This is a genomic window from Microtetraspora fusca, assembly GCF_001570365.1.
Classification (GTDB): Bacteria; Actinomycetota; Actinomycetes; order Streptosporangiales; family Streptosporangiaceae; genus Microtetraspora; species Microtetraspora fusca.
On the sequence record NZ_BBYK01000061.1, the window covers coordinates 1 to 20,068 of the forward strand.

Annotated in this window: 18 protein-coding genes; 7 read left to right on the forward strand and 11 right to left on the reverse strand. The window is 70.3% G+C overall.

Annotated elements, in window-relative coordinates; genetic code table 11:
- The coding region (locus AWQ68_RS28485) for a PadR family transcriptional regulator (protein ID WP_066945862.1) at positions 1-342 on the reverse strand (342 nt) is incomplete at its 3' end.
- Between the two features lie 139 nt (positions 343-481).
- Between AWQ68_RS28485 and AWQ68_RS28490 the strand changes: the two genes are divergently transcribed.
- The 6 genes from AWQ68_RS28490 (at position 482) to AWQ68_RS28515 (ending at position 6,787) form a co-directional block, all read left to right on the forward strand.
- Positions 482-1,747: an ABC transporter substrate-binding protein gene (locus AWQ68_RS28490; protein WP_066945865.1), complete on the forward strand. Its 1,266-nt coding sequence runs from the start codon at positions 482-484 to the stop codon at positions 1,745-1,747.
- 3 nt (positions 1,748-1,750) lie between these two features.
- Positions 1,751-3,079: an ABC transporter substrate-binding protein gene (locus tag AWQ68_RS28495; RefSeq protein WP_174554161.1), complete on the forward strand. Its 1,329-nt coding sequence runs from the start codon at positions 1,751-1,753 to the stop codon at positions 3,077-3,079.
- A gap of 12 nt (positions 3,080-3,091) precedes the next feature.
- Positions 3,092-4,603: an ABC transporter permease gene (locus tag AWQ68_RS28500; protein ID WP_066945867.1), complete on the forward strand. Its 1,512-nt coding sequence runs from the start codon at positions 3,092-3,094 to the stop codon at positions 4,601-4,603.
- Positions 4,600-5,487 carry a carbohydrate ABC transporter permease gene (locus tag AWQ68_RS28505; protein ID WP_066945869.1) on the forward strand — a complete coding sequence of 296 codons (888 nt, stop codon included), beginning with the start codon at positions 4,600-4,602 and terminating at the stop codon, positions 5,485-5,487. The genes AWQ68_RS28500 and AWQ68_RS28505 overlap by 4 nt, the downstream gene beginning before the upstream one ends.
- Positions 5,488-5,746: 259 nt before the next feature.
- Positions 5,747-6,424, forward strand: coding sequence for a uracil-DNA glycosylase (locus AWQ68_RS28510; protein WP_066945872.1), 678 nt, complete (start codon positions 5,747-5,749; stop codon positions 6,422-6,424).
- Positions 6,425-6,448: 24 nt separating this feature from the next.
- Positions 6,449-6,787: a hypothetical protein gene (locus tag AWQ68_RS28515; RefSeq protein WP_066945873.1), complete on the forward strand. Its 339-nt coding sequence runs from the start codon at positions 6,449-6,451 to the stop codon at positions 6,785-6,787.
- Positions 6,788-7,012: 225 nt separating this feature from the next.
- Here AWQ68_RS28515 and AWQ68_RS28520 read toward each other — a convergent pair whose 3' ends face one another.
- Positions 7,013-7,945, reverse strand: coding sequence for a hypothetical protein (locus AWQ68_RS28520; RefSeq protein WP_066945876.1), 933 nt, complete (start codon positions 7,943-7,945; stop codon positions 7,013-7,015).
- 430 nt (positions 7,946-8,375) lie between these two features.
- On the opposite strand from AWQ68_RS28520, the gene AWQ68_RS28525 reads away from it, so the two are divergent.
- Positions 8,376-9,065: an alpha/beta fold hydrolase gene (locus tag AWQ68_RS28525; protein WP_066945878.1), complete on the forward strand. Its 690-nt coding sequence runs from the start codon at positions 8,376-8,378 to the stop codon at positions 9,063-9,065.
- A 150-nt stretch (positions 9,066-9,215) separates the two neighbouring features.
- Here the strand turns inward: AWQ68_RS28525 and AWQ68_RS28530 are convergent, their stop codons facing one another.
- The 9 genes from AWQ68_RS28530 to treZ all read right to left on the reverse strand — a co-directional run bounded on the left by AWQ68_RS28530 (position 9,216) and on the right by treZ (position 20,051).
- Entirely contained in the window at positions 9,216-10,094 is an 879-nt protein-coding gene (locus AWQ68_RS28530; protein ID WP_157545839.1) for a hypothetical protein, read from the reverse strand.
- A 38-nt stretch (positions 10,095-10,132) separates the two neighbouring features.
- A complete protein-coding gene (locus tag AWQ68_RS28535) occupies positions 10,133-11,452 on the reverse strand; it encodes a hypothetical protein (RefSeq protein WP_157545841.1) in 1,320 nt (439 codons plus the stop codon).
- A complete protein-coding gene (locus tag AWQ68_RS28540) occupies positions 11,431-12,519 on the reverse strand; it encodes a HesA/MoeB/ThiF family protein (RefSeq protein WP_066945886.1) in 1,089 nt (362 codons plus the stop codon). The genes AWQ68_RS28535 and AWQ68_RS28540 overlap by 22 nt, the downstream gene beginning before the upstream one ends.
- A 277-nt stretch (positions 12,520-12,796) precedes the next feature.
- Positions 12,797-12,931 (reverse strand): hypothetical protein, encoded by a 135-nt coding sequence (locus tag AWQ68_RS45830; RefSeq protein WP_281217760.1) that lies wholly within the window; start codon positions 12,929-12,931, stop codon positions 12,797-12,799.
- Between the two features lie 127 nt (positions 12,932-13,058).
- On the reverse strand, positions 13,059-14,291 hold the full coding sequence (locus tag AWQ68_RS28545; protein ID WP_066945888.1) for an MFS transporter: 1,233 nt from the start codon (positions 14,289-14,291) through the stop codon (positions 13,059-13,061).
- Positions 14,292-14,407: 116 nt separating this feature from the next.
- Positions 14,408-15,238: a lysoplasmalogenase gene (locus AWQ68_RS28550; RefSeq protein ID WP_066945890.1), complete on the reverse strand. Its 831-nt coding sequence runs from the start codon at positions 15,236-15,238 to the stop codon at positions 14,408-14,410.
- Positions 15,239-15,352: 114 nt separating this feature from the next.
- Positions 15,353-17,167: a vWA domain-containing protein gene (locus AWQ68_RS28555; RefSeq protein ID WP_066945892.1), complete on the reverse strand. Its 1,815-nt coding sequence runs from the start codon at positions 17,165-17,167 to the stop codon at positions 15,353-15,355.
- A gap of 1 nt (position 17,168) precedes the next feature.
- Positions 17,169-18,230, reverse strand: coding sequence for an ATP-binding protein (locus AWQ68_RS28560; protein ID WP_066946109.1), 1,062 nt, complete (start codon positions 18,228-18,230; stop codon positions 17,169-17,171).
- Between the two features lie 117 nt (positions 18,231-18,347).
- On the reverse strand, positions 18,348-20,051 hold the full coding sequence (gene treZ / locus AWQ68_RS28565) for a malto-oligosyltrehalose trehalohydrolase (RefSeq protein WP_066946112.1): 1,704 nt from the start codon (positions 20,049-20,051) through the stop codon (positions 18,348-18,350).
- Positions 20,052-20,068: the final 17 nt, after the last annotated feature.

Below are 20,068 nucleotides of genomic sequence, written 5' to 3' on the forward strand. Positions count from 1 at the left end.
GACCAGCGCCATCCGGTCGGCGATGCCCGTCAGCGGGGCGAGCACGAGCTTCATGAAGAACTCGTCCCGGACCCGCGGGCCCTCCGTGGGCTCGTCGACCCAGTTCTCCAGCGCCTCGCGGCCGGCGGCCGTGAGGTAGTAGACCTTCTTGTTCGGCCGGTTCGACTGCTCGACGTCCACGGCGCGGACGAAGCCGTCCTTCTCCAGGCGGCCGAGCGTGACGTAGATCTGGCCGATGTTCGGCGACGGGTACGCACTTCCGAACGTCTTCTCGAGAGCATGTTTCAGTTCGTAGCCGTGGGCAGGTTCCTTCGCGAGGAGCGCCAGCAGCGGCAGCCGCACGCGCACACCTCCCAGAGCGTAGTGACCGGAACGTTACCGAGCGGACTGGATACACCCGTTGACGCCCACATTATCGCTATGCATAACATGCATGCACCTACCTAACACGTATGTAACTCGGACTTAATCCGGAGGTCACGTGGTTCGCCGCGGCTGCTTACTCCTGGCCACCCTGCTGCTCGCGGGATGTTCTGGATTCGGCAGCGAGCCAGGCCCCGAGCAAGGGGACGGCACCGGCGGCACCGGTCCGATCACGCTCGTCATCGGCCGGGACACGACCGCGTACCTCCGGCCGTTGCTCGACCGGTGGAACCAGACCCATCCCGCCGAACGGGTGACGCTGCTCGAACTGCCGGAGGCGGCCGACGAGCAGCGCGCCCAGATGGTGGCCAACCTCCAGGCGCACAGCGACCGCTACGACGTGCTCGGGCTGGACGTGGTCTGGACGGCGGAGTTCGCCGACGCCGGGTGGATCGTCCCGCTGGACCGCGGCCAGTTCCCCCTGGACAAGCTGCTGCGTCCGGTCGTGGACACCGCCGTCTACCGGGACCGGCTGTGGGCCGTGCCGTTCACGAGCAACGCCGGGTTGCTGTACTACCGGTCCGACCTCCTCAAGAAGGAGCACCTCAAGCCGCCCACGACCTGGGCGGAGCTCCGCGATCAGGCCAAACGCCTGGGGAAGAAATATGACATAGGTGGATACGCGGGTCAGTTCCTGCCGTACGAGGGACTGACCGTGAACTTCGCGGAAGCGGTCCACTCGGCCGGCGGGACGATCCTCTCGTCGGACGCGCGGACCGTGACGATGGACCCGGACACCGCCCGGACCGCGCTCAGCTTCCTGGTCGACGGCCTCAAGGAGGGGTGGATCCCTCAGGAGGCGCTCGCGTACAAGGAGGAGGAGTCGCGGCTCGCCTTCCAGCGCGGAGAGTTGCTCTTCACCCGCAACTGGCCGCACGCGTACGGCCCGGCCACGCACTCCCCCGTGGCCGGCAAGTTCCAGGTCACCCGGCTCCCGGGCCGCACCGGCCCGGGGTCCAGCACGCTGGGCGGGCAGAACCTCGCCATCAGCGCGTACTCGAAGCGGCAGAAGTCGGCCCTCAACTTCATCCGCTACTTCACCGGACCCGAGTGTCAGCGGCTGGTCCTCGCCCAGGGGTCGTTCCCCCCGGTGTGGGCCGATCTGTACGACGATCCGGAGCTCATCAAGCGGTTCCCGTACCTGCCCGTGCTCAAGGAGGCGATCCTCTCAGCGCGGCCGAGGCCGGTCACCGCCGACTACAACCAGGTCAGCCTGGTCATCTCCAGCGCCGTTTCCAACGCGCTCACCCTCGGCAAACCCGTCGACGAAACAGTCACCGAGCTGAAACAGCAGCTCGGCGAGGTCATTCAGACCGGAGGATAGACAATGCGGAAACTCCCCCCGCTCCAGATCGGTGTGGCCGCCGCCCTCGCCCTCGCAGCGGCCGCGTGCAGCAGCTCCCCGTCCGAGCCCGCCACCACCGGCGGCGGCACCGCCTCGTCGGAGGCCAAGCCCCTCGCCGGCGTCACCGTCGAGGTCGCGGCGAAGTGGACGGGTGACGAGCAGGCCAGCTTCGAGAAGGTCCTCAAGGCGTTCGAGGAGAAGACCGGCGCCAAGGTCACGTACGCCTCCACGGGTGAGGACACCGGCGCCTACCTCGGCCCGCGCATCCAGGGCGGCAACCCGCCGGACGTGGCGATCCTGCCGCAGCCGGGCCTGGTGCAGCAGTACGCCGACCAGAACGCGCTCAAGCCGCTCTCCCCCGAAGTCCTGTCGCAGATCGACCAGAACTACACGCCGTACTGGAAGGAGCTCGGCTCCGCGGGCGGCAAGGTGTACGGCGTGCTCGTGAAGGCGGCGCACAAGTCCCTGATCTGGTACCGGCAGTCGGCCTTCGACGACGCGGGCGTCCAGGAGGCCACGACCTGGGACGACCTGATCGGCAAGACCGCGCAGACGCTGGCCGACTCCGGCACCGCCCCGTTCGCGCTCTGCGCCGCCTCCGGATGGACGCTCACCGACCTGTTCGAGAACGTCTACCTGTCCTCGGCCGGCCCGGAGAACTACGACAAGCTGGCCAAGCACGAGATCCCGTGGACGGACCCGTCGGTCACCACCGCGCTGGAGAAGATGGCCCAGATCTTCGGCAAGAAGGACTTCATGCTCGGCGGGTCGTCCGGCGCGCTGCAGACCGACTTCCCGACCTGCGTCACCCAGGTCTACGGCCAGAAGAAGGCCGCGATGGTCATCGAGGCCGACTTCGTCGCCGCCTCGGTGGGCCAGTCGGGCGCCCAGGTCGGCGAAGAGGCGAAGATCATGGCGTTCCCGAAGGCCGGGGACACCGCTCCGGTCGTGCTCGGCGGCGACGTCGGCGTGGTCATGAAGGACTCCAAGGGCGCGCAGGCGCTGCTGGAGTTCCTGGCCTCCAAGGAGGGCGGCGAGGTCTGGGCCAAGCAGCCGGGTTACCTCTCCCCGAACCGCAACGTCTCGCCCGACAACTACCCGAACGAGCTGACCAAGAAGCTCGCCGAGACGATCATCTCCTCGGGTGAGTCGGTCCGCTACGACATGTCGGACCTCGCGCCGAGCGCCTTCGGCGGCACGGACGGCAAGGGCGAGTGGAAGCACCTGCAGGACTTCCTGCGGAACCCCAAGGACATCAAGGGGATCCAGGAGAAGCTCGAGGCGGACGCCGCCAAGGCCTACACCAAGTAAGGGGAGAAGGCCGTGACCGAACGGTTGGACGGCCCGCAGGCCCCCGGCGGCGACGAACTCGCCGCCGGGGGCTCCCCCGGACCGGCAGAGACTGACTCCGACGTCGCGCGGCCTCCGGCCACCGACACCGACACCGACACCGACACCGGCGCCGATACCAGTGCCGACACCGCGACCGACCCCCACCCCGCCGACACCACCGGCGCCGCGACGGCCCCCCGCCCCGCCGGCGGCACGGCCACGACGCGGCTCGGCCCGTCGCCCAAGATGGCGGTGCTCTTCCTGCTCCCGGCGCTCCTGCTGCTGGCCGCCTGGGTGATCTACCCCATCATCTACTCGATCTTCCGGAGCCTCTTCGACGCGGCGGGCGACCGCTTCGTGGGCCTGGAGAACTACGCCGCGATCTTCAGTGACTCGGGCACGCTCACCACGATCAGGAACAACATCATCTGGGTCGTGGTGGCCCCGCTGATCGTGACCGTGCTCGGCCTGATCTTCGCGGTGCTGACCGAACGCATCCGCTGGGCGACCGCGTTCAAGCTCATCCTGTTCATGCCGATGGCGGTCTCGCTGCTCGCCGCCGGCGTCATCTTCCGGCTCGTCTACGAGCAGGACCCGGACAAGGGCGTCGCCAATGCCGTGATCACCACGGTGCACGACACCTTCAGCAGCAGCCAGGGCTATCCCGGGGCCCGTCCCCGCGAGAACGACCAGGCCCCCGTGGTGCTGAAGGACGGCGACGTCGTCACCCGGCAGCCGGTCCAGCCCGGCCAGCAGGTCCTGATCCCGCTCGTCGGCCTCAAGCCGGACGCCGTCAAGGACGCCACGCCGGCCAAGACCGCGGCCGCGGGCGGTCTCAGCGGGACGGTCTGGCTCGACGTCGTACACGGAGGCGGCGGCACGGTCAACCAGATCGACGGCACGGAGAAGGGCCTCGCCGGGGTCACGGTCGAGGCGGTGGCGGACGGCAAGGTCAAGGCCACCACCGAGACCGCCGCCGACGGCACCTTCTACTTCTCCGGCCTGCCCGCGGGCTCCTACGACGTACGGCTTCCGCAGTCGAACTTCGAGGCGGCGTTCAACGGCCTCACCTGGCTCGGCCCGACCCTGATCACCCCGGCGATCATCGGCGCGTACATCTGGGTCTGGGCGGGGTTCGCGATGGTGCTGATCGCGGCCGGGCTCTCGGCGATCCCGCGTGACGCGCTGGAGGCCGCGCGCATCGACGGGGCCACCGAGTGGCAGGTGTTCCGACGGATCACGGTGCCGCTGCTCGCGCCGGTCCTGCTGGTGGTCTTCGTCACGATGGTCATCAACGTGTTGAAGGTCTTCGACCTGGTGTTCATCATCGCGCCGGGTTCGGTGCAACCGCAGGCGAACGTGATCGCGCTGGAGATGTGGCGCGTGTCGTTCGGCGGCGGCGGCAACCAGGGCATGGGTAGCGCCCTCGCCATCTTCCTGCTGATCCTGGTGCTGCCGTTCATGATCTTCAACATCCGGCGGTTCAGGAGGGACGAGCGATGACAACCCTGACCGAGGCGAGGCACGCGCGCGCGATCGAGCGCGGCCTCCTCGGGCGCCTCGCCGACCGGATCGGCGGGGGCCTGGTCCAGGTGGCCCTGGTCCTCATCGCGGTGTTCTGGCTCGTCCCGACGCTCGGCCTGCTGGTCGTCTCGCTGCGGGGCGAGAAGGAGAACAACTCCACCGGCTGGTGGACCCTCTTCACCAAGCCGGCCCAGGTCACCTTCGAGAACTACAGCAACCTGCTGGCCTCCGGGTTCACCTCGTCGTTCTGGAACACGGTGCTGATCACCGTGCCCGCGACGGTGCTGGTCATCGGCATCGCGGCCATGGCGGCGTACGCGTTCGCCTGGATCGACTTCCCCGGCCGGGACGCCATATTCCTCGTGGTCATCGGCCTGCTGGTGGTGCCGGTCCAGATCGCCCTGATCCCCATCGCCAAGCTGTACGGCGCGCTGGACATCTTCGGCTCCATCCTCGGAGTGGTGCTGTTCCACGTGGCGTTCGGCCTGCCGTTCGCGATTTTCCTGCTGCGCAACTTCTTCGTGGGCATCCCCCGCGAGCTCCTGGAGGCGGCGCGGATGGACGGCGCACCGGAGTGGCGGATCTTCGTGACGGTCGTGTTCCCGCTGGCCAAGCCGGCGATCGCGTCGCTCGGGATCTTCCAGTTCCTGTGGGTGTGGAACGACCTGCTGGTGGCCCTGGTCTTCGCCGACTCCGCCAACCAGCCGATGACCAAGGCCCTGCAGTCCCAGATGCGACAGTTCGGCACCAACGTCGACATCCTCGCGCCCGGCGCCTTCCTGTCGCTGATCATCCCGCTGGTGCTCTTCTTCGCCTTCCAGCGGTACTTCGTCCAGGGTCTGCTCGCCGGATCGGTGAAGTAGGGCCCCGAAGCGACGGCGGCGGCTCCGGACCGGTGACGTGCAGGTTCGGAGCCGCGGCCACGGCTCGGACGGCTCGCACGGCCCGGACGCGCGCCTTTCAGGGGTGGGCGCGCGCCGGGCCTCTGCCGTGCCTCTGCTGTGCCTCTGCCGACCTCTGCCGTGCCTCTGCCGTGCCTCTGCCGTGCCGGGAGGTTTCTCACCGGAGCGGTTGTACCGACACTTCATCCTTGATCCCGAAAAGCAGATAGGCTTCGCCACCATGGCAGGGCGTCCCTTAAACGAAGTCATGGAAGCCGGATGGGCCGCGGCCCTCGAACCCGTCGGGGAGCAGATCTCCGCCATGGGTGACTTCCTCCGGCAGGAGATCGCCGAAGGACGGCAGTATCTCCCCTCCGGGCCCAACGTGCTGCGCGCGTTCCAGCAGCCCCTCGACGAGGTCCGCGTGCTGATCGTCGGCCAGGATCCCTATCCGACGCCCGGCCACCCGATCGGCCTGAGCTTCTCCGTCGCCGCCGATGTCCGCCCGCTGCCCGCCAGCCTGGTGAACATCTACAAGGAGTACATGGCCGACCTCGGCTATCCGCAGCCCGGCAACGGCGACCTCACCCCGTGGACCGAGCAGGGAGTGCTGCTCCTCAACAGGGTGCTGACCGTGATGCCCGGCAAGCCGGCCTCGCACCGGGGCAAGGGCTGGGAGCAGGTCACCGAGCGGGCGATCACCGCCCTCGTCGAGCGGGGCGGCCCGCTGGTGGCCATCCTGTGGGGCCGTGACGCCCGAAACCTGCGCCCCATGCTCGGCCAGGTGCCGTGCATCGAGTCGGCGCACCCCAGCCCCCTTTCGGCGCGGAGCGGCTTCTTCGGATCCCGCCCGTTCAGCCGTGCCAACGAGCTGCTCGTACAGCAGGGCGCCGCCCCTGTCGAGTGGAAGCTCCCCTGACCGCTGCCAGTAGGATCAAGCACCATGAGCGATGAAACGGATACCGGACGCTACCTCCGCCTGACGGTCGACCTGGTCGTCGAGGTCCAGGATGTGAAGGCGTTGCAGGAGGCGGCCCTGGCGGAGATCCGCCATCCGGACGCCGAGCTTGACGACGACGAGCGCCAGGAGCAGATCGAGCTGGTCAACGCGGACGACACGGGTGCGGCGGCCCTCCAGTGGCTGATCGAGCCCGACCACGTCCTCGGCCTGGTCGAGCACGTCAGAGATGTGGAGCCCCGCGAGGCGATGCTCGGCGTCGAGCCGTCGGACGGCATCCTCGAAGACGAGGACGAGCACGACCACGACGACCACGCGCACTGAGCACGTACCGCGAGCCCGGCACCGGGCTCGCAACCGCTGAGAAGTGAGCACGCGCGCTCAGCACGACACTGGGCGCGCCGTCCACTCCGCTTCCCCAGGCTGACGGACCACAACCGTCAGCCCCAACACTGCGGACACGCAGTCCACCGGTTTCCGGCCCTCCGCTCCGGGGCGTGCGATGAGCGTTCGCGATGCCGGCGATGGCCGTGTCGGCCGGGATCATTGTCAGGTTTCGAGCAGGTTTTCGCGGTGGGTGGCGAGGGCGTCCCGCTGCCGTGCCAGTTCCTCACATCGAGCGCCGAGATGGCCGAGCATGCCGTCGATCCAGCGCGCCACCTCCTGGACCTCCTGGCCGGTCCGCACGATCTTCTGATGCTTGTACATGTCGACGATGAAGTTGTCGAACATCACGTCGGCGAACCAGCGCGTGTCCACCTTGGGGAGCCGGGGGTGCGCGGTGACCCCGACGTCGGCCAGCTCACGGGAGAACGCGTCGAGCGCCCGCTGCGCCTGCCAGGCCGCCTGATCGGCGTTCCGGAGATGGCCGTGCTCGACCATGTCGGCGATGCCGCCTCCGCCGAACACGTCCCAGGTGGACGCGCCGCGCGCCCCGCCGAGAGATCGCAGGACCTGCCCGACGGCGTTGGCCGCCGCCATCCCGGCGTGCCGCGCCTCCTCGTGCTCGCGCAGATCCACCTCGACGTGCGCAAGCCGCTCGGCGATCTCGGCCAGCTCCCGGCCACGCGGGTCGTCGGAGTCGAGCAGCATCCGCTCCTTGCGGGCGAGCAGCCCGATGAGCTCGCCGTCGGTGTTCGCCACTTCCGCCAGGCTCGCCTCGGTGGTGCGCAGGTCGGCGGTCAGCCACTCCAGCCGGGTGCGCTGCCCGTGGACGCGCTGCCGTACGGCTTCCGCCTCGGCGCGCTCGCGGGCGAGCCGCTCCTCCTTGGTGCCGAAGAGCGAGGCGAAGAATCCGCCCTGCTCCAGCTTGACGACGTCCCGATCCTCCTTGGCGAGCTGCCGCTCCAGCTCGGCGAGCAGCCGGGCGACCTCGTCGATCTGCCCGGTAAGGGTGGCGCGCTGCCGGGTCAGCCGCTCCCGGCGACGGGTCCGCTCCCTGGCATCGCGGATTTCTCCGTCAAGAGCATCAAAAGAGGTCACATCCACAAGACGCACGAGCGACGGCCAGTGTTCCGTTGCCTGGAATGTGCTCGAATGTGCGCACAGGTCAGACAGCCATGACCTTACGGTCCGGCATCCCCCGCATCCGGGGTTCCCGCTTCACCGCCGACCGCCCACCCGAGCTGGGTCTTACCCCGGCTCCACCGGGACGGCCGATGCCGTCCCGCCCGGTCTTGCCCAGGGCGGCCCTGGTCCTGCGCCGGCGCGCCGACGCCTCACGCGAGCTTCACACGATCCAACATACGTTCGATTTCCTTCGCTTACGTTGTCTAGGCTGTGGCCTGCGACCACCGCATGATCTTCGGTCTTCACTCAACCGGTGATCAGCGGCGGCCGTAGCCGTTGTCCGACAGCCCGGCTCCCCGCCCCGGCTGGCCGAATAGACCGACAATCGGGAGGATTTAGTCCAATGGCGACGTACGTATTGGTCCACGCTGCGGCGGTCGATTCCTGGTACTGGGGACCGCTCTCCGCCGAACTGCGAGACCGCGGCCACGACGTGGTGGCACCGGACCTGCCGTGTGATGACGAGTCGGCCGGGCTCGCGGAGTACGCGGACATGGTGGTCGAGGCGATCGGCGGGCGCACCGGTCTGGTCGTCGTCGCCCACTCGTTCGGTGGGTTCACCGGCCCGCTGGTGTGTGACCGGGTGCCGGCCGACCTGCTCGTGATGCTCCAGGCTCAGATCCCGGCCCCCGGCGAATCGCCGGGCGAATGGTGGGGCAACACCGGCTACGGGGCGGCACGAGAGGAAGCCGACCGGCGCAGAGGCGTCGCGGGCGGCACAGAGGAGGACACGCTCTCCCTCATACTGCACGACACCCCGGCTGACCTGGCCGCCGAATTCGTAGCCGGGCACCAGCGGCAGCAGGCGCCCACCCCTTTCGGCAAGCCGTGGCCGCTGGCCTCCTGGCCTGACGTGCCGACCAGGTTCCTGCTGGCCGCCGACGACCGCTTCTTCCCGGCCGAGTTCATGCGCGGGATCGTCGCCGAGCGTCTCGGTTTCCAACCGGACGAAATGCCTGGTGACCACTGCCCGATGCTCGGCCACCCGAAGGAACTGGCCGACCGTCTTGAGGCGTACCGCACCGGGCTCTGACCAGCCCGCTCTCACGTCGGCTCGACCAACCGGCCGGTCAACGACGGCTCCTCCCCACGCCGGCAGTTGCCCCACGACACCGCTCACCCCCGCGCCCTCCTCACTCTGCGCCCCGCTCGCCGTCGCGCAGGCGATCCAGCCGGTGACGGCTCAGGCGGCGAGTAAGCCGGGGGTGCGGCAAAGCCAGTCGTTGAGCGTTCCGGCGAAGCCGGACGGCGGGCCGACGCTGAGGCAGGAGCCGTCGGCACGACTGCCGAGCCGTACCCGGAACGGTCGTCGGCCGGGATCGGCGGCGCCGGAGACGCGCATGGACTCGGCGCCGCCTATCCACAGGTGCTCGCCGATCGTGCGGCATCTCGTCTCGGGGCTCGCGGCGCTCCACGCGAGATGCCCGGGGAGCAGAGACCGCGCCACGGTGCGGAGCACGGAGACGGTGCAGAGACCGTGCGCGCAGGCGGCCCCCTCCAGCGTGATCTCGGGCAGCCCGAACCTCCGGAGCCCGCGTGTCGCGACGGTGAGGCAGGTGCAGGCGCCGCTGCCCGCCGGATCCCAGGGCGGGCAGGAGCCGTCGGAGCCGATGTCCGTGCTCCAGCCGAGCCAGTCGTCTTCAAGGCGGAACTCGCCCGGCTCCGCCTGGTATCCCGTGCGGTGCGGCACGACGCCACCGGTGAGAACGTCGACGATCACACCGCGACAGGCGTCGGCGACGCCGCGGGCCACCGCCCTGGCGACCTGCACCGCCTCGGGCTGCTCGGCGACCGGCGCGGTGGCGGTGACCACGACGTGATGACGGGCCGCGTGGAGCGCGGCACGCCCCTCGTCGCCGAGACTCGTTCGCCGCCACGGCGACTGGGCGGCGGGGAACACCCGCAGGTCGAGCCTGGGCGTGCCGATCACCCGCGAGGCGGCCCTCCGGTGCGGCCCGCTCATCCGCCACGGGACGACCGCGTCCAGATCGACCGGCCGCCGATCGGCGGCGACGACGAACACCGAGGTGGTCTCGGCCGGGACGGGATAGGTGATCTTCATGAGGGCCTCCTGTCGCTCCTGGAGACCCCAGCCTGCGGTCACGCGCGGCGGCCCGGCTCCACCGAACACCGCTCTGTGGAAAACTCCGGCTCATCCACAGCCGGGCGAGAGCCACCGGCCCGGACGGGAGCCCCAAGGAGCGCGGCGGCCGACGCGAACCATCGCCTGATCCTGGGCCCGTGCCTGCGCCACCACGTGCGCGCCCAGAGCCCCTGGACCCCGGCCAGGACCGTGACCACGATCGCAGCGTCGACGATCGCCGCCCCCTCGCCGCCGTTCAACAGGGTGTCGATCGCGGGCATCGCGATGGCCGCGAGGGCCGGCACCACGATCGTCGCCGCGACCGCCAGGCACACCGCCGTGCCCAGCACGAGCAGCATCGTGTAGAGGCGCACCGCGGAGCGCTCCCGCCGTGAGAACCGGGCCAGCGGGCTCGCGCCGTCCCGGCCCAGCAGGCGGGCGATCAGGTAGCGCCCGTACGCCACGCCGTCGCCGTACAGGTTCCGGCATCCGGCGAGGTCCTGGGCCACGAAGTAGAGGTCGGTACGCATGAAGATGAGGAGTTGGAAGCTCATCGCGTCGATCTGCGTCAGCACGACGATGGACAGGGCGGTGTGGGCGCCCTCCTCCGGAGGCACGACGCACAACAGGACGAATCCGGCGGCGGCGATGGCGGCGTCCAGCGCCATGCCGGCGAGATAGACGGTCATCCGGACCCGCTTCTCCTCGCCCCAGACGCCGGAGACGTCCGTCTGCACCACGAGGAACTGCAGGCGCGAGCCGAGGGTGATCCGTCCGGGCACCCCGGCGGCCCGCGCCGTGCACAGGTGGGCGAGTTCGTGCAGCATGACCAGGGACCAGGCGATGGCGATCTGGGTGACCAGCGAGACGGTGCCGAACTCGCTCCAGGCCATGATGCTCGGGCTCGGCATGATCTCCGGCCGTACGGCGAGGGCGGCCAGGCCGGCAAGGATGAACGCCACCAGCCCGATGTGCACCCCTGACCTCAGTGTCCACCGGACGTGGCGCGGTTTCAGCCAGGGCAGCGAGGGGCTCTCCCGCCCGGTGTCGCCGGTGGGCCGTCCATCGATCTCGGCGACGAAGCCGACGTCGATCAGAGCCGCGACGAAGTCGGCCACGTCGATGGTCGTCCCGGTCTCGGCGGCGACGCGTGCGGCCACGGCGTCGATGGGCCCGCCCTCGGCCAGCAACTCGATGACCCGCTGCCCGATGTCCGGAAAGGACACGAAGTTTCCGGTCTCGACCCGCCCGACGATCCAGTCGTCGCCGTCGCGGCGCGATCGGAGCGGGTGCAGCCGCACGCGGGACGCTCCGGTCACCGCGTGCATACGGCGCACCCCGCTTCACCTCGCGGGAACTCGGCGTAGATCGGCTGCTGCGGGGCGATGAGGTTGGTGCCCTGGATGAAGCCGGCGGTGATCGGGGGCACTCCGGTGATGACCCGGAGGACGCCCTGGGCGACGAGGTTGCCGCACAGCCCCGCCGACGTGGCGATGGCGCCCGGCCCTCCGAGGTCGACGGGACGGTACGCGGCGTCCGTCCGTTTTCGGTCCTCGATGCGTTGCATGCACTCGTAGCAGGCCCCTCGCCCCGGCACGAAGACGCCCGTGGTGACGAGAGGGCCGCTGTAGCCGCCGCCCACCCACGGCACCCCCGCCGCGAAGCAGGCCCGGTTGGCCCAGACGCGGATGCCGTCCTCGCCTCTGGGCTCGTCGGCGCACATGGCGAGCACGTCGAACCCCGGCAGCAGGTCGGCCAGGTCTCCTTCGTCGCGGACGCGCGCCGACACGCCGGACACCTCGATGTCGGAGTTCAGCGTCATCAACCGCTCGACGGCGACCTCCACCTTGGGCCGGCCGATGTCGTCCTCGGCGAAGATGAGCTGCCGGTTGAGGTTGGACAGCTCGACCACGTCGTCGTCGATCAGGTGCAGGGCGCCCACGCCGGAGGCGGCCAGGGCCAGCGCGGCCGACGCGCCCGCGCCGCCGACACCGACCAGGAGCACTCGTGACCGGCGCAATCTGAGCTGGGCGTCCCAGCCGCACTCGCGCGGGGTGAGGTCGGCCCACCGGAAGAACGCGTGGCCCCGGCTGTATCGCTCGCGCTCCCGGCTGCTCAGCTCGGGGGCCTCCGTCGCTCCCGCGTCCTCGATGTGGCCGGTGCCGACGAGCTGCGCGACGATCGCCACCGCGTCGTGCCGGGTCAGTTCCGGGAAGCCCGCGCGCACCACCTCGGCGACGTCCGCGCAGGTGCGCGTGCCGTTCATCGCTTCGAGAGCCGTCCACGCCCAGCCGTGGGGGTCGTTGATTTCATGGGCCAGCCCGTAGATGTCGCCTCCGATGCGTATCCGGCCGTCGTCGAGGCGGTGGGCCGCGTGCTCGGGTTTTATTCTCGGCAACCGCAATCGGGCCTCCCGTAAAGGTGTGAAACCGCTCTCTTGCCACCCGGACGCCGTCTCCATGCGCTTTCCCCGCCGCGACCCGCCTGCTTTCCCCTTTCCCGTCCGCGCGCACGCCGGCGAAGAAGGCGGAAAAAGACACGGGCGGCCCGACAAAGGGCCGGATAAGAAAGGAAAAGGCGCACCGAAAGGCAGATAAAGGCGTACGGGGTCCGGGAAACGCGGAGAGCCGCGATCGGGCGCCGGAAAGGCCTCCGCTCGTGGCTCCGCCTGCGATGCGGGATCAGTTTCCCGTGGAGTTGCTCAGCCGTTCGGTGGTTTCCAGCCGGTCGAGCCTGCGAATCTCGATCTTGACCGCTCCCTCGCTGGAGGTGTTTTCCACAGGCTTGTTCTCGTCGAGGTCCCTGAGTTCGCTCACGAGCTTCCTCTTTTCGTCGCACGCCTGGTTGACATTGCCCACCAATTAGTGGTCGGCGCGGATGTCAGATTAGATCATCGGCCACGTGAGGGAAAGATGTGATTTCCAGCGAATTTCAAGCTCTTCGTCAGGGGGCTTTGAGCGATGTCGGCGTCGCCTCCGCCGCCCCGTCCGGGGCGACCGGAGCGACGTCGCTGTGGAAACGCGTCATTCCACGGAAGAAGAGGGCGGCGAGCGGCACGGTGAATCCGCCGACCGTGCCGATCGCCAGCAGCGCCGACCGGCCGATCATCGCGCTGACCGGACCGGTGAGCGCCAGCCCGAGGGGCATCATGACGGAGGAGGCCAGCCAGTCCACCGACGTGACGCGGGCGAGCCGCTCCGGAGGGATCTCGCGCTGCAGGTTCATGACCCACTGCACGGCGAAGATCTCCAGCCCCAGCCCGGCGACGATGTAGCAGCCGTACAGGAACTCCGGCGACACCGGCCAGATGAGGGCGAGCGGCACGGCTCCGTACAGCGCGAGCCCGATGACGCCGGTCAGCCCGGCCCGGCCGGGTTTCCATTTCATGCTGACGACCCCGCCCGCCAGGCCGCCGACCGAGAGCAGGGCGAGGGCGGTGCCGTACACGGCGTCGCCGCCGAACGTGTCGCGGGAGACCAGGGGCAGCAGGACCTGCGTGGGCGCGACCGTGAGCATGAGCTGGAGCGCGACGGCGATGATGACTCCGGTCACCCAGGGCCGCCGCAGCACTTCGGAGAGGCCGTCCGCGATCTCTCGTGCGGCCGAGGAACGCGGGGCGGCGGCGACCGGGGGTTCCCGCAGCGGCAGGAGCAGGAGGAGGCCGAGCAGGTAGGCCGCCAGCACGGCGAGGAACCCGATCCGGGGAGACCAGACGGTCACCACGTACGCGCCGAGCCCCGGCCCGACGATGGCGCCGATCCGCCAGGAGACCGCGCCCATCGCGACGCCCGTCGGACGTTGCTCGGGGGTGAGGACGGACGACAGGCACGCCTGGTACGCGGGCCGGTGGAACGCCTCCGCGGCCCCGACGAGGAAGACCAGGACGGCGAGGAGCGGCGCGGGGGCGTCGCCGCGCAACCCGACGGCGACCACGCAGCACTGGAAGCCCAGGGAGACGGTCATGACCGTCCTGCGAGGCAGCCGGTCCGCCCACAACCCGCCGAGCAGCGCGAAAAGGATCAGCGCGATCCACCGGCCGGTGAATATCGCGCCCACGGTCGAGGCTGTCCCACCCGAGTTCAGGGCCGCGATGGTCACCGTGACCGGGAAGATCTGGTCGGCCGCCACCGACATCGTGAAGCTGAGCCACAGCAGTCGAAACTCACGGTTTCGCACCAGGGATCCATCGGCGGGGCGGCGCGGACGAATGAGCCTTCGCGAACGGGCGCGCATGCACGAAATCATCCCTGCCCGGTCGAATCAGGCAAGAGATGCGATTTCCCGCCTACAGCTCAAACGGGATGCTTCTCGCCCTCACGCGGCTCGAAGCCCCCGCACTTTCCCCGACCGCCCGTTCGAGGACTCACCCCGGGTTCGGGGGGGCGTACGACGGCGGAGGCGAGGAGATACTGGCCGACGATATACGTGGCCATGATGGCGAACCCCCGGTATGGGAAGTCGAGGTCGGCGATCCCGAACGCGATGAGCGTGTCCGACAGGAAGAACAACCCGCCGCCGACGCCCGCTCGCAGTCCGTACCACGACGAGGTGATGGCGGTGGCGGTGAGCAGCAGGGAGTACGCGGCGACCGGAACCTGGAGCGCGCCGAGCCCGGGCCAGAGGAAGGCGACGAGGGCCACCCACACCACCGCGTAGGCCGCCACCGACATCCACCACCGGACCGGTCGACGCCCGTGCCTTCCATCACCGGCCGTGCTCCCCGCGTCGCCTCCGGTTCCGGTCACGCCCACGGAATCGGACGCGGCGGAGGCCCGGAACGCGGGCCGCTCCCGCACGAAGAAGGTGATGTAGCAGATGTGCGCGAGGGCGAAGAACCCCATGCCGGGAACGAACATCCCGTCGATCTCCAGCGCGATGTCTCCCGCGGTGGAGGCCAGGAGAGCCGCCACGATGATCCCGGGGCCGCGTCTGGCGAGCACCCAGAGCGCGAGAAGGGGCATCAGCAGGCCCTTGGTCACCGGGTCGACCAGGCCGAGCCCGGCGAGCCCCGCGACCAGATGGACCACCGAGCACACCCAGAAGAGGACCAGCAACGGCCCGGCGACCCGGGCCGGAGCACCGGCGGCACGACCTGACAGAACGGCGTTCGGTTGCTCAGCCATGGAGGGGATCATAGTGAGCGGGCCTCACGTCAGTAAGACCCCCTGGCAGGGCGAACACCGACCCGCGCCGCCAGAGGTCCAGAATGGCGCGGCCCCGTATCCGACCCCCGGTGGTCAGGTCATCCGGAAGACCGGCCCTCTCGGGCGGAACGGGAGGTGCGCCCCGGCGGGGATCAGGAAGGCGTGCTCCCTGCGGATCCGCACGACGTCGCACGCGCCGTCGGTGATCACCAGGATCGGCCCGTCCGCCGGGAAGTCGTCCGCCCGCTCCAGCAGGTCGATCCCGGGCTGGAGGACCGTGCCGCCCCGGCCCCGTACGCGGACCTTCGCGGCGATGTCCTCGACCGCGAGATACCCCGCGTCGTACGCCGCGGCGTCGCAGAACACCACGCGGGCGCGCGGCACGTCCCTGGCGACCGCGTAGGAGGCGATGGCGCCCAGCGCCTTGCCGAGCAGCTTCGCGTCCATCGAGCCGGACGTGTCCAGTACGACGCCGAAGGTGGCCTGCCGTACGACTTCCTCGGGACGGGTCCAGCCGGGGCGCGGGATGTCCGGCGTGGCCGACTGCCGCCGCGAGGCCCGGCCGTAGGAGCGGCGGCGCTCGACGGCGGGCAGGTGCTCCTCGAACCAACGCGCGAGCGCGGCGTCCCACGGCAGCGGGGGCTGGTCGAGCGCGCGGATCTCCTCTTCGAGGCCCGCGGGGACGTCGCCGCGGCCGCTGCCGCGGTGGTAGACGAGACCGCTCGCGAGCGCGTTCCGGTAGTAGTCGTCGAGGTCGACGTACCGTCCCGGGGCTCCGGGACGCGGCAGCGGCTCGCCCAGCACGTCGCCGATCCCGCGCCCGCGCAGGGTGGCCAGCTTGCGCATCCGGCGTAGGTCTCCGGCGATCCGGTCGTAGACGGCCTCGCCGGACAGCCCCTTGAGTGACGGGTCGTAGAGGAGCCCCTCCGGCATCGTCCCGACGCCCATCTCGACCAGCCAGCCGTTGATGACGTAATCGCAGGCCACGTTCCACAGGTACGGGTCACGCCACCCGGCCCGGTCGCCGTGCCGCAGCGCCGCATGCAGCATCTCGTGGGCCAGCACGAAGCGCCATTCGTGCGTCGTCATCGTCACCAGCGGGTTGACGTAGATCTCGGCGGCCTGGGCGTTGACGGCGGCGATCGAGATGTTCCAGGCGCGGGTCAGGTCCGCGTCCGCGACGATCGTCATGCCGGTCGCGAGCGCGCCCAGCAGCGGGTACGACGACACGAACCAGCCCAGGGCGACGTCCCACGGCTTCTTGACGACGTCGGTGAGCGAGCTCCTGGCGCCGCCCGCGACCTCGATCGCCCGGGTCGCGGCGGCCGACACGCCGATCGCGAACGAGCGCGGGAAGTCGAGCCGGGCGGCGATCTCCTCACTCCCGGCGAAGAAGTCCGGGAACCCCGTGATCCGGTAGTCGGCGGGCACCCCGGTGACGTGCCACCGCGCGGCCAGCGTCCGCTCGTCCTCCTCCGGGAGCGGATGCGGCAGGGGCTCCGGCGGCCGGCCGATTTTCAGGGTGTGGAGGAACCGGTCGACGGCCAGGCAGCACGCGGCGCGGTACGCGGCCGAAGGCGCGCGTTTCGGCCCGTTCCATCCCGCGGCCTCGTCCGGCCCCAGGTCCTCGGCGGCGGCCGAGCGGGGATCGAGGTGGCCGAACCCGGCGTGCAGCAGGCAGTGGGCGAAGACCCAGGCCCACTCGGCCGGGTCCGCCCGCTTCTTCGGGTGGTGGTGCACGCTGCCGCCCGCCGTGATGTACGCCCACGCGTCCTTGGGCAGCTCGCCGTCCCGGGCCTCGTACAGGTAGCCGCGCAGCGTCCCGAACAGCGGGTGCCCCGCCATCAGGCCCCACCCTTTGTGCACGGCGTCGCGCCAGGGGTCCGCCTTCTTCTCGCGCCGGGACACGTCAGCTCCGCGCGGCGGCGAGCCGGGGCAGGTCCCGGCTGACCTCGACGAGGAACCACGAGGGCAGCACCGGAGCGCCGTCGTCTCCCGTGGCGATGACGAGCTGGGCGCATTCAAGCGAGATCTCGGCCAGCTCGACGAGCAGCGTCTTGGCCCGGTAGGCGAGCTGCCTCCCGTCCGGCGGAGCGTGCTCCTTCGACCCGGGCAGCCCCCGGATGAGGCGCGCGCGGAACGTCTCGGCCAGGAAGTAGAGCAGGTCGCGGTTCTCCGGGTCGCGCGGCCAGCCCGCGTCGCCCTTGAGCACGGCGTCCAGGTCGTAGGCGTGCCGCACCGTCTTCACGTACGCCCGGAACGCCGAGGCGTGCGCGGCGGTGAGGGTGCCGTGCGCGAGCACGCCCAGCATGTCGTCGTCGATGCCCTGGCCATAGGAGTGGAGGGCGTCGGAGAGCATGTGCCAGCCGCGCGGCGTGGAGAACGGCTCTTCCACCTTCGGCGCGGCGCTCCACAGGTGGTCCGGGCGCTGCGTGAGGTAGCCGACGATCCACGGGTGGATGCCGTGGTCGGCCGCCCATTTCAGCCAGTCGTCGGCCGAGGCCCGCAGGTGGACGTGCACCATCCGGTTGACCAGGGCGGACGCCATCGGCCTGGCGAGGGCGTTGTCGGTCGCCCGGTTGCCCGCGCCGATGACGACCGACCCTTCGGGCAGCTCGTACGTGCCGATGCGGCGGTCGAGGATCAGGGAGTAGAACGCCTTCTGCACCTCGGGAGCCGAGGCGTTGAGCTCGTCGAGGAAGAGGCAGTACGGCTCGGCCCTGGCGATGGTCTCCGGCGGTGCGAACCTGCTCCGGCCGTCCACGATCTGCGGCACGCCGATGAGGTCCTCCGGCGCGAGCTGGGTGCCGAGCAGCGTGACGCAGTCCAGCCCGAGCGACTCGGCGAACGCCTGGACCAGCGAGCTCTTCCCGATGCCGGGCGCGCCCCAGAGGAACACCGGACGCACGACGGCGACGTGCAGCAGCACGTCGGGAAGCTGCGCCGGGGTCACGGTCAGAGCGGCCTGCATGGCGACCAGGTTCCCGCACGCCCCGCCGGAAAGCACCCGATTTATCCAGGCACCTCCGGACCGAGCTTCGGACGCTGCTACGGCCTGCCGGGAGCGGCGGCGCGGGGCCGGCCGGGATCAGATCTGCGCGACCGCGAGGGACTGGGCGGGAAGGTAGAGGTCGCCGTCCATGACCCCCACGGCGTCGTCGGAGGCGAGCAGCACGTGCTTGACCCCCGGCGAGAGCCGTACCGGAGTGGGGAAGGAGCCGAAGTTGGCCGCGACGCGCAGCGAGCCGCGCTCCATGACGAGGAAGTGGCGCTCCTCGTCGTAGCGGACCCTGACCCGGTCCAGGCGCGGGTCGGCGAGGTCGGGGTGCGTCTTGCGCAGCGCGATAAGGTCGCGGTACCAGCCGAGCAGGGACATCCCCCCGTCCTCGGAGATCTCGCTCCAGTCGAGCTTGGAGCGCAGGAACGTGGCCTCGTCCTGCGGGTCGGGGGCCTTCCAGTCGTAGCCGAACCCCTCGAACTCGCGCCTGCGCCGCTCGGCCTCGCCCGCGGCGAGCGCCGGGTCGTGGTGGTCGGTGAAGAAGTAGAACGGCGTCGCGGCCCCCCACTCCTCCCCCATGAACAGCATCGGCGTGAACGGCGAGGTCAGCAGCAGCCCGGCGGCGATCCAGAGCTGCTCGGGCTCCATCCGGTCGCCGAGCGGCCGGTTGCCGATCTGGTCGTGGTTCTGCACGCAGCAGACGAATCGGTATCCAGGAACCCCGTTCGCCGGCCTGCCGTGGCTCCGCCCGCGGAACGACGAATAGCTGCCGTCATGGAAATATCCGGATGTGAGCACTTTGGCCAGGGCGGAGAGGTCGGCGAAGTCCGCGTAGTAGGCGTGCCGCTCCCCCGTCACCGCCGCGTGGACGGCGTGGTGGACGTCGTCGTTCCACGCCGCGTGCATCCCGAGCCCGCCCGCCTCGCGCGAGGTGACCATGCGCGGGTCGTTCAGGTCCGACTCGGCGATCAGCGTGAGCGGCCGTCCCACGTTCGTGGACAGCGCCTCCACCTCTGCCGACAGCTCCTCCAGGAAGTGCGTCGCGCGCCGGTCGTGCAGCGCGTGCACCGCGTCCAGCCGCAGACCGTCGATGTGGTAGTCACGCAGCCACTGCAGCGCGTTCTCGATGAAGTACCGCCGGACCTCGTCCGACCCCGGGCCGTCGAGGTTGATCGCGTCGCCCCAGTACGACCCCTTGAAACCGTGCATGTACGGCCCGAACTTCGAGAGGTAGTTCCCCGAGGGCCCCAGGTGGTTGTAGACCACGTCGAGGATCACGCCGATCCCGGCCCGGTGACACGCGTCGACCAGGTCCTTCAGGCCGTCCGGCCCGCCGTACACCTCGTGGACCGCGTAGAGGTCGACGCCGTCGTACCCCCAGTTGCGCCGGCCGGGGACCGGGGCCACCGGCATGAGCTCGACGAAGTCGGCGCCGAGGTCCACCAGGTGCCGCAGCCGCTCCGCGACGGCGGCGAAGGTGCCCTCCGGGGTGAACGTGCCGACGTGCAGCTCGTAGATGACCGATCCGCGCAGGTCGCGACCGTGCCAGTCCTGGTCGCTCCAGGTGTACCGGTCGTGGTCGTAGACCCGGCTCGGCCCCTCCACGCCGTACGGCTGCCGCCGCGTCCTGGGGTCGGGGAAGGGGCCGTCGCCGTCCACGTGGAAGGCGTAGTCGACGCCGTGCTCCGCGCCGGCGGCGTGCCACCAGCCGCCCGGACCGGCCGTCATGTCCCGCCGGACGCCTCCCGACTCGACCTCCACGCGTTCCGCCTCGGGTGCCCAGACCTCGAACATGCCTCTCCCGTCGTTGT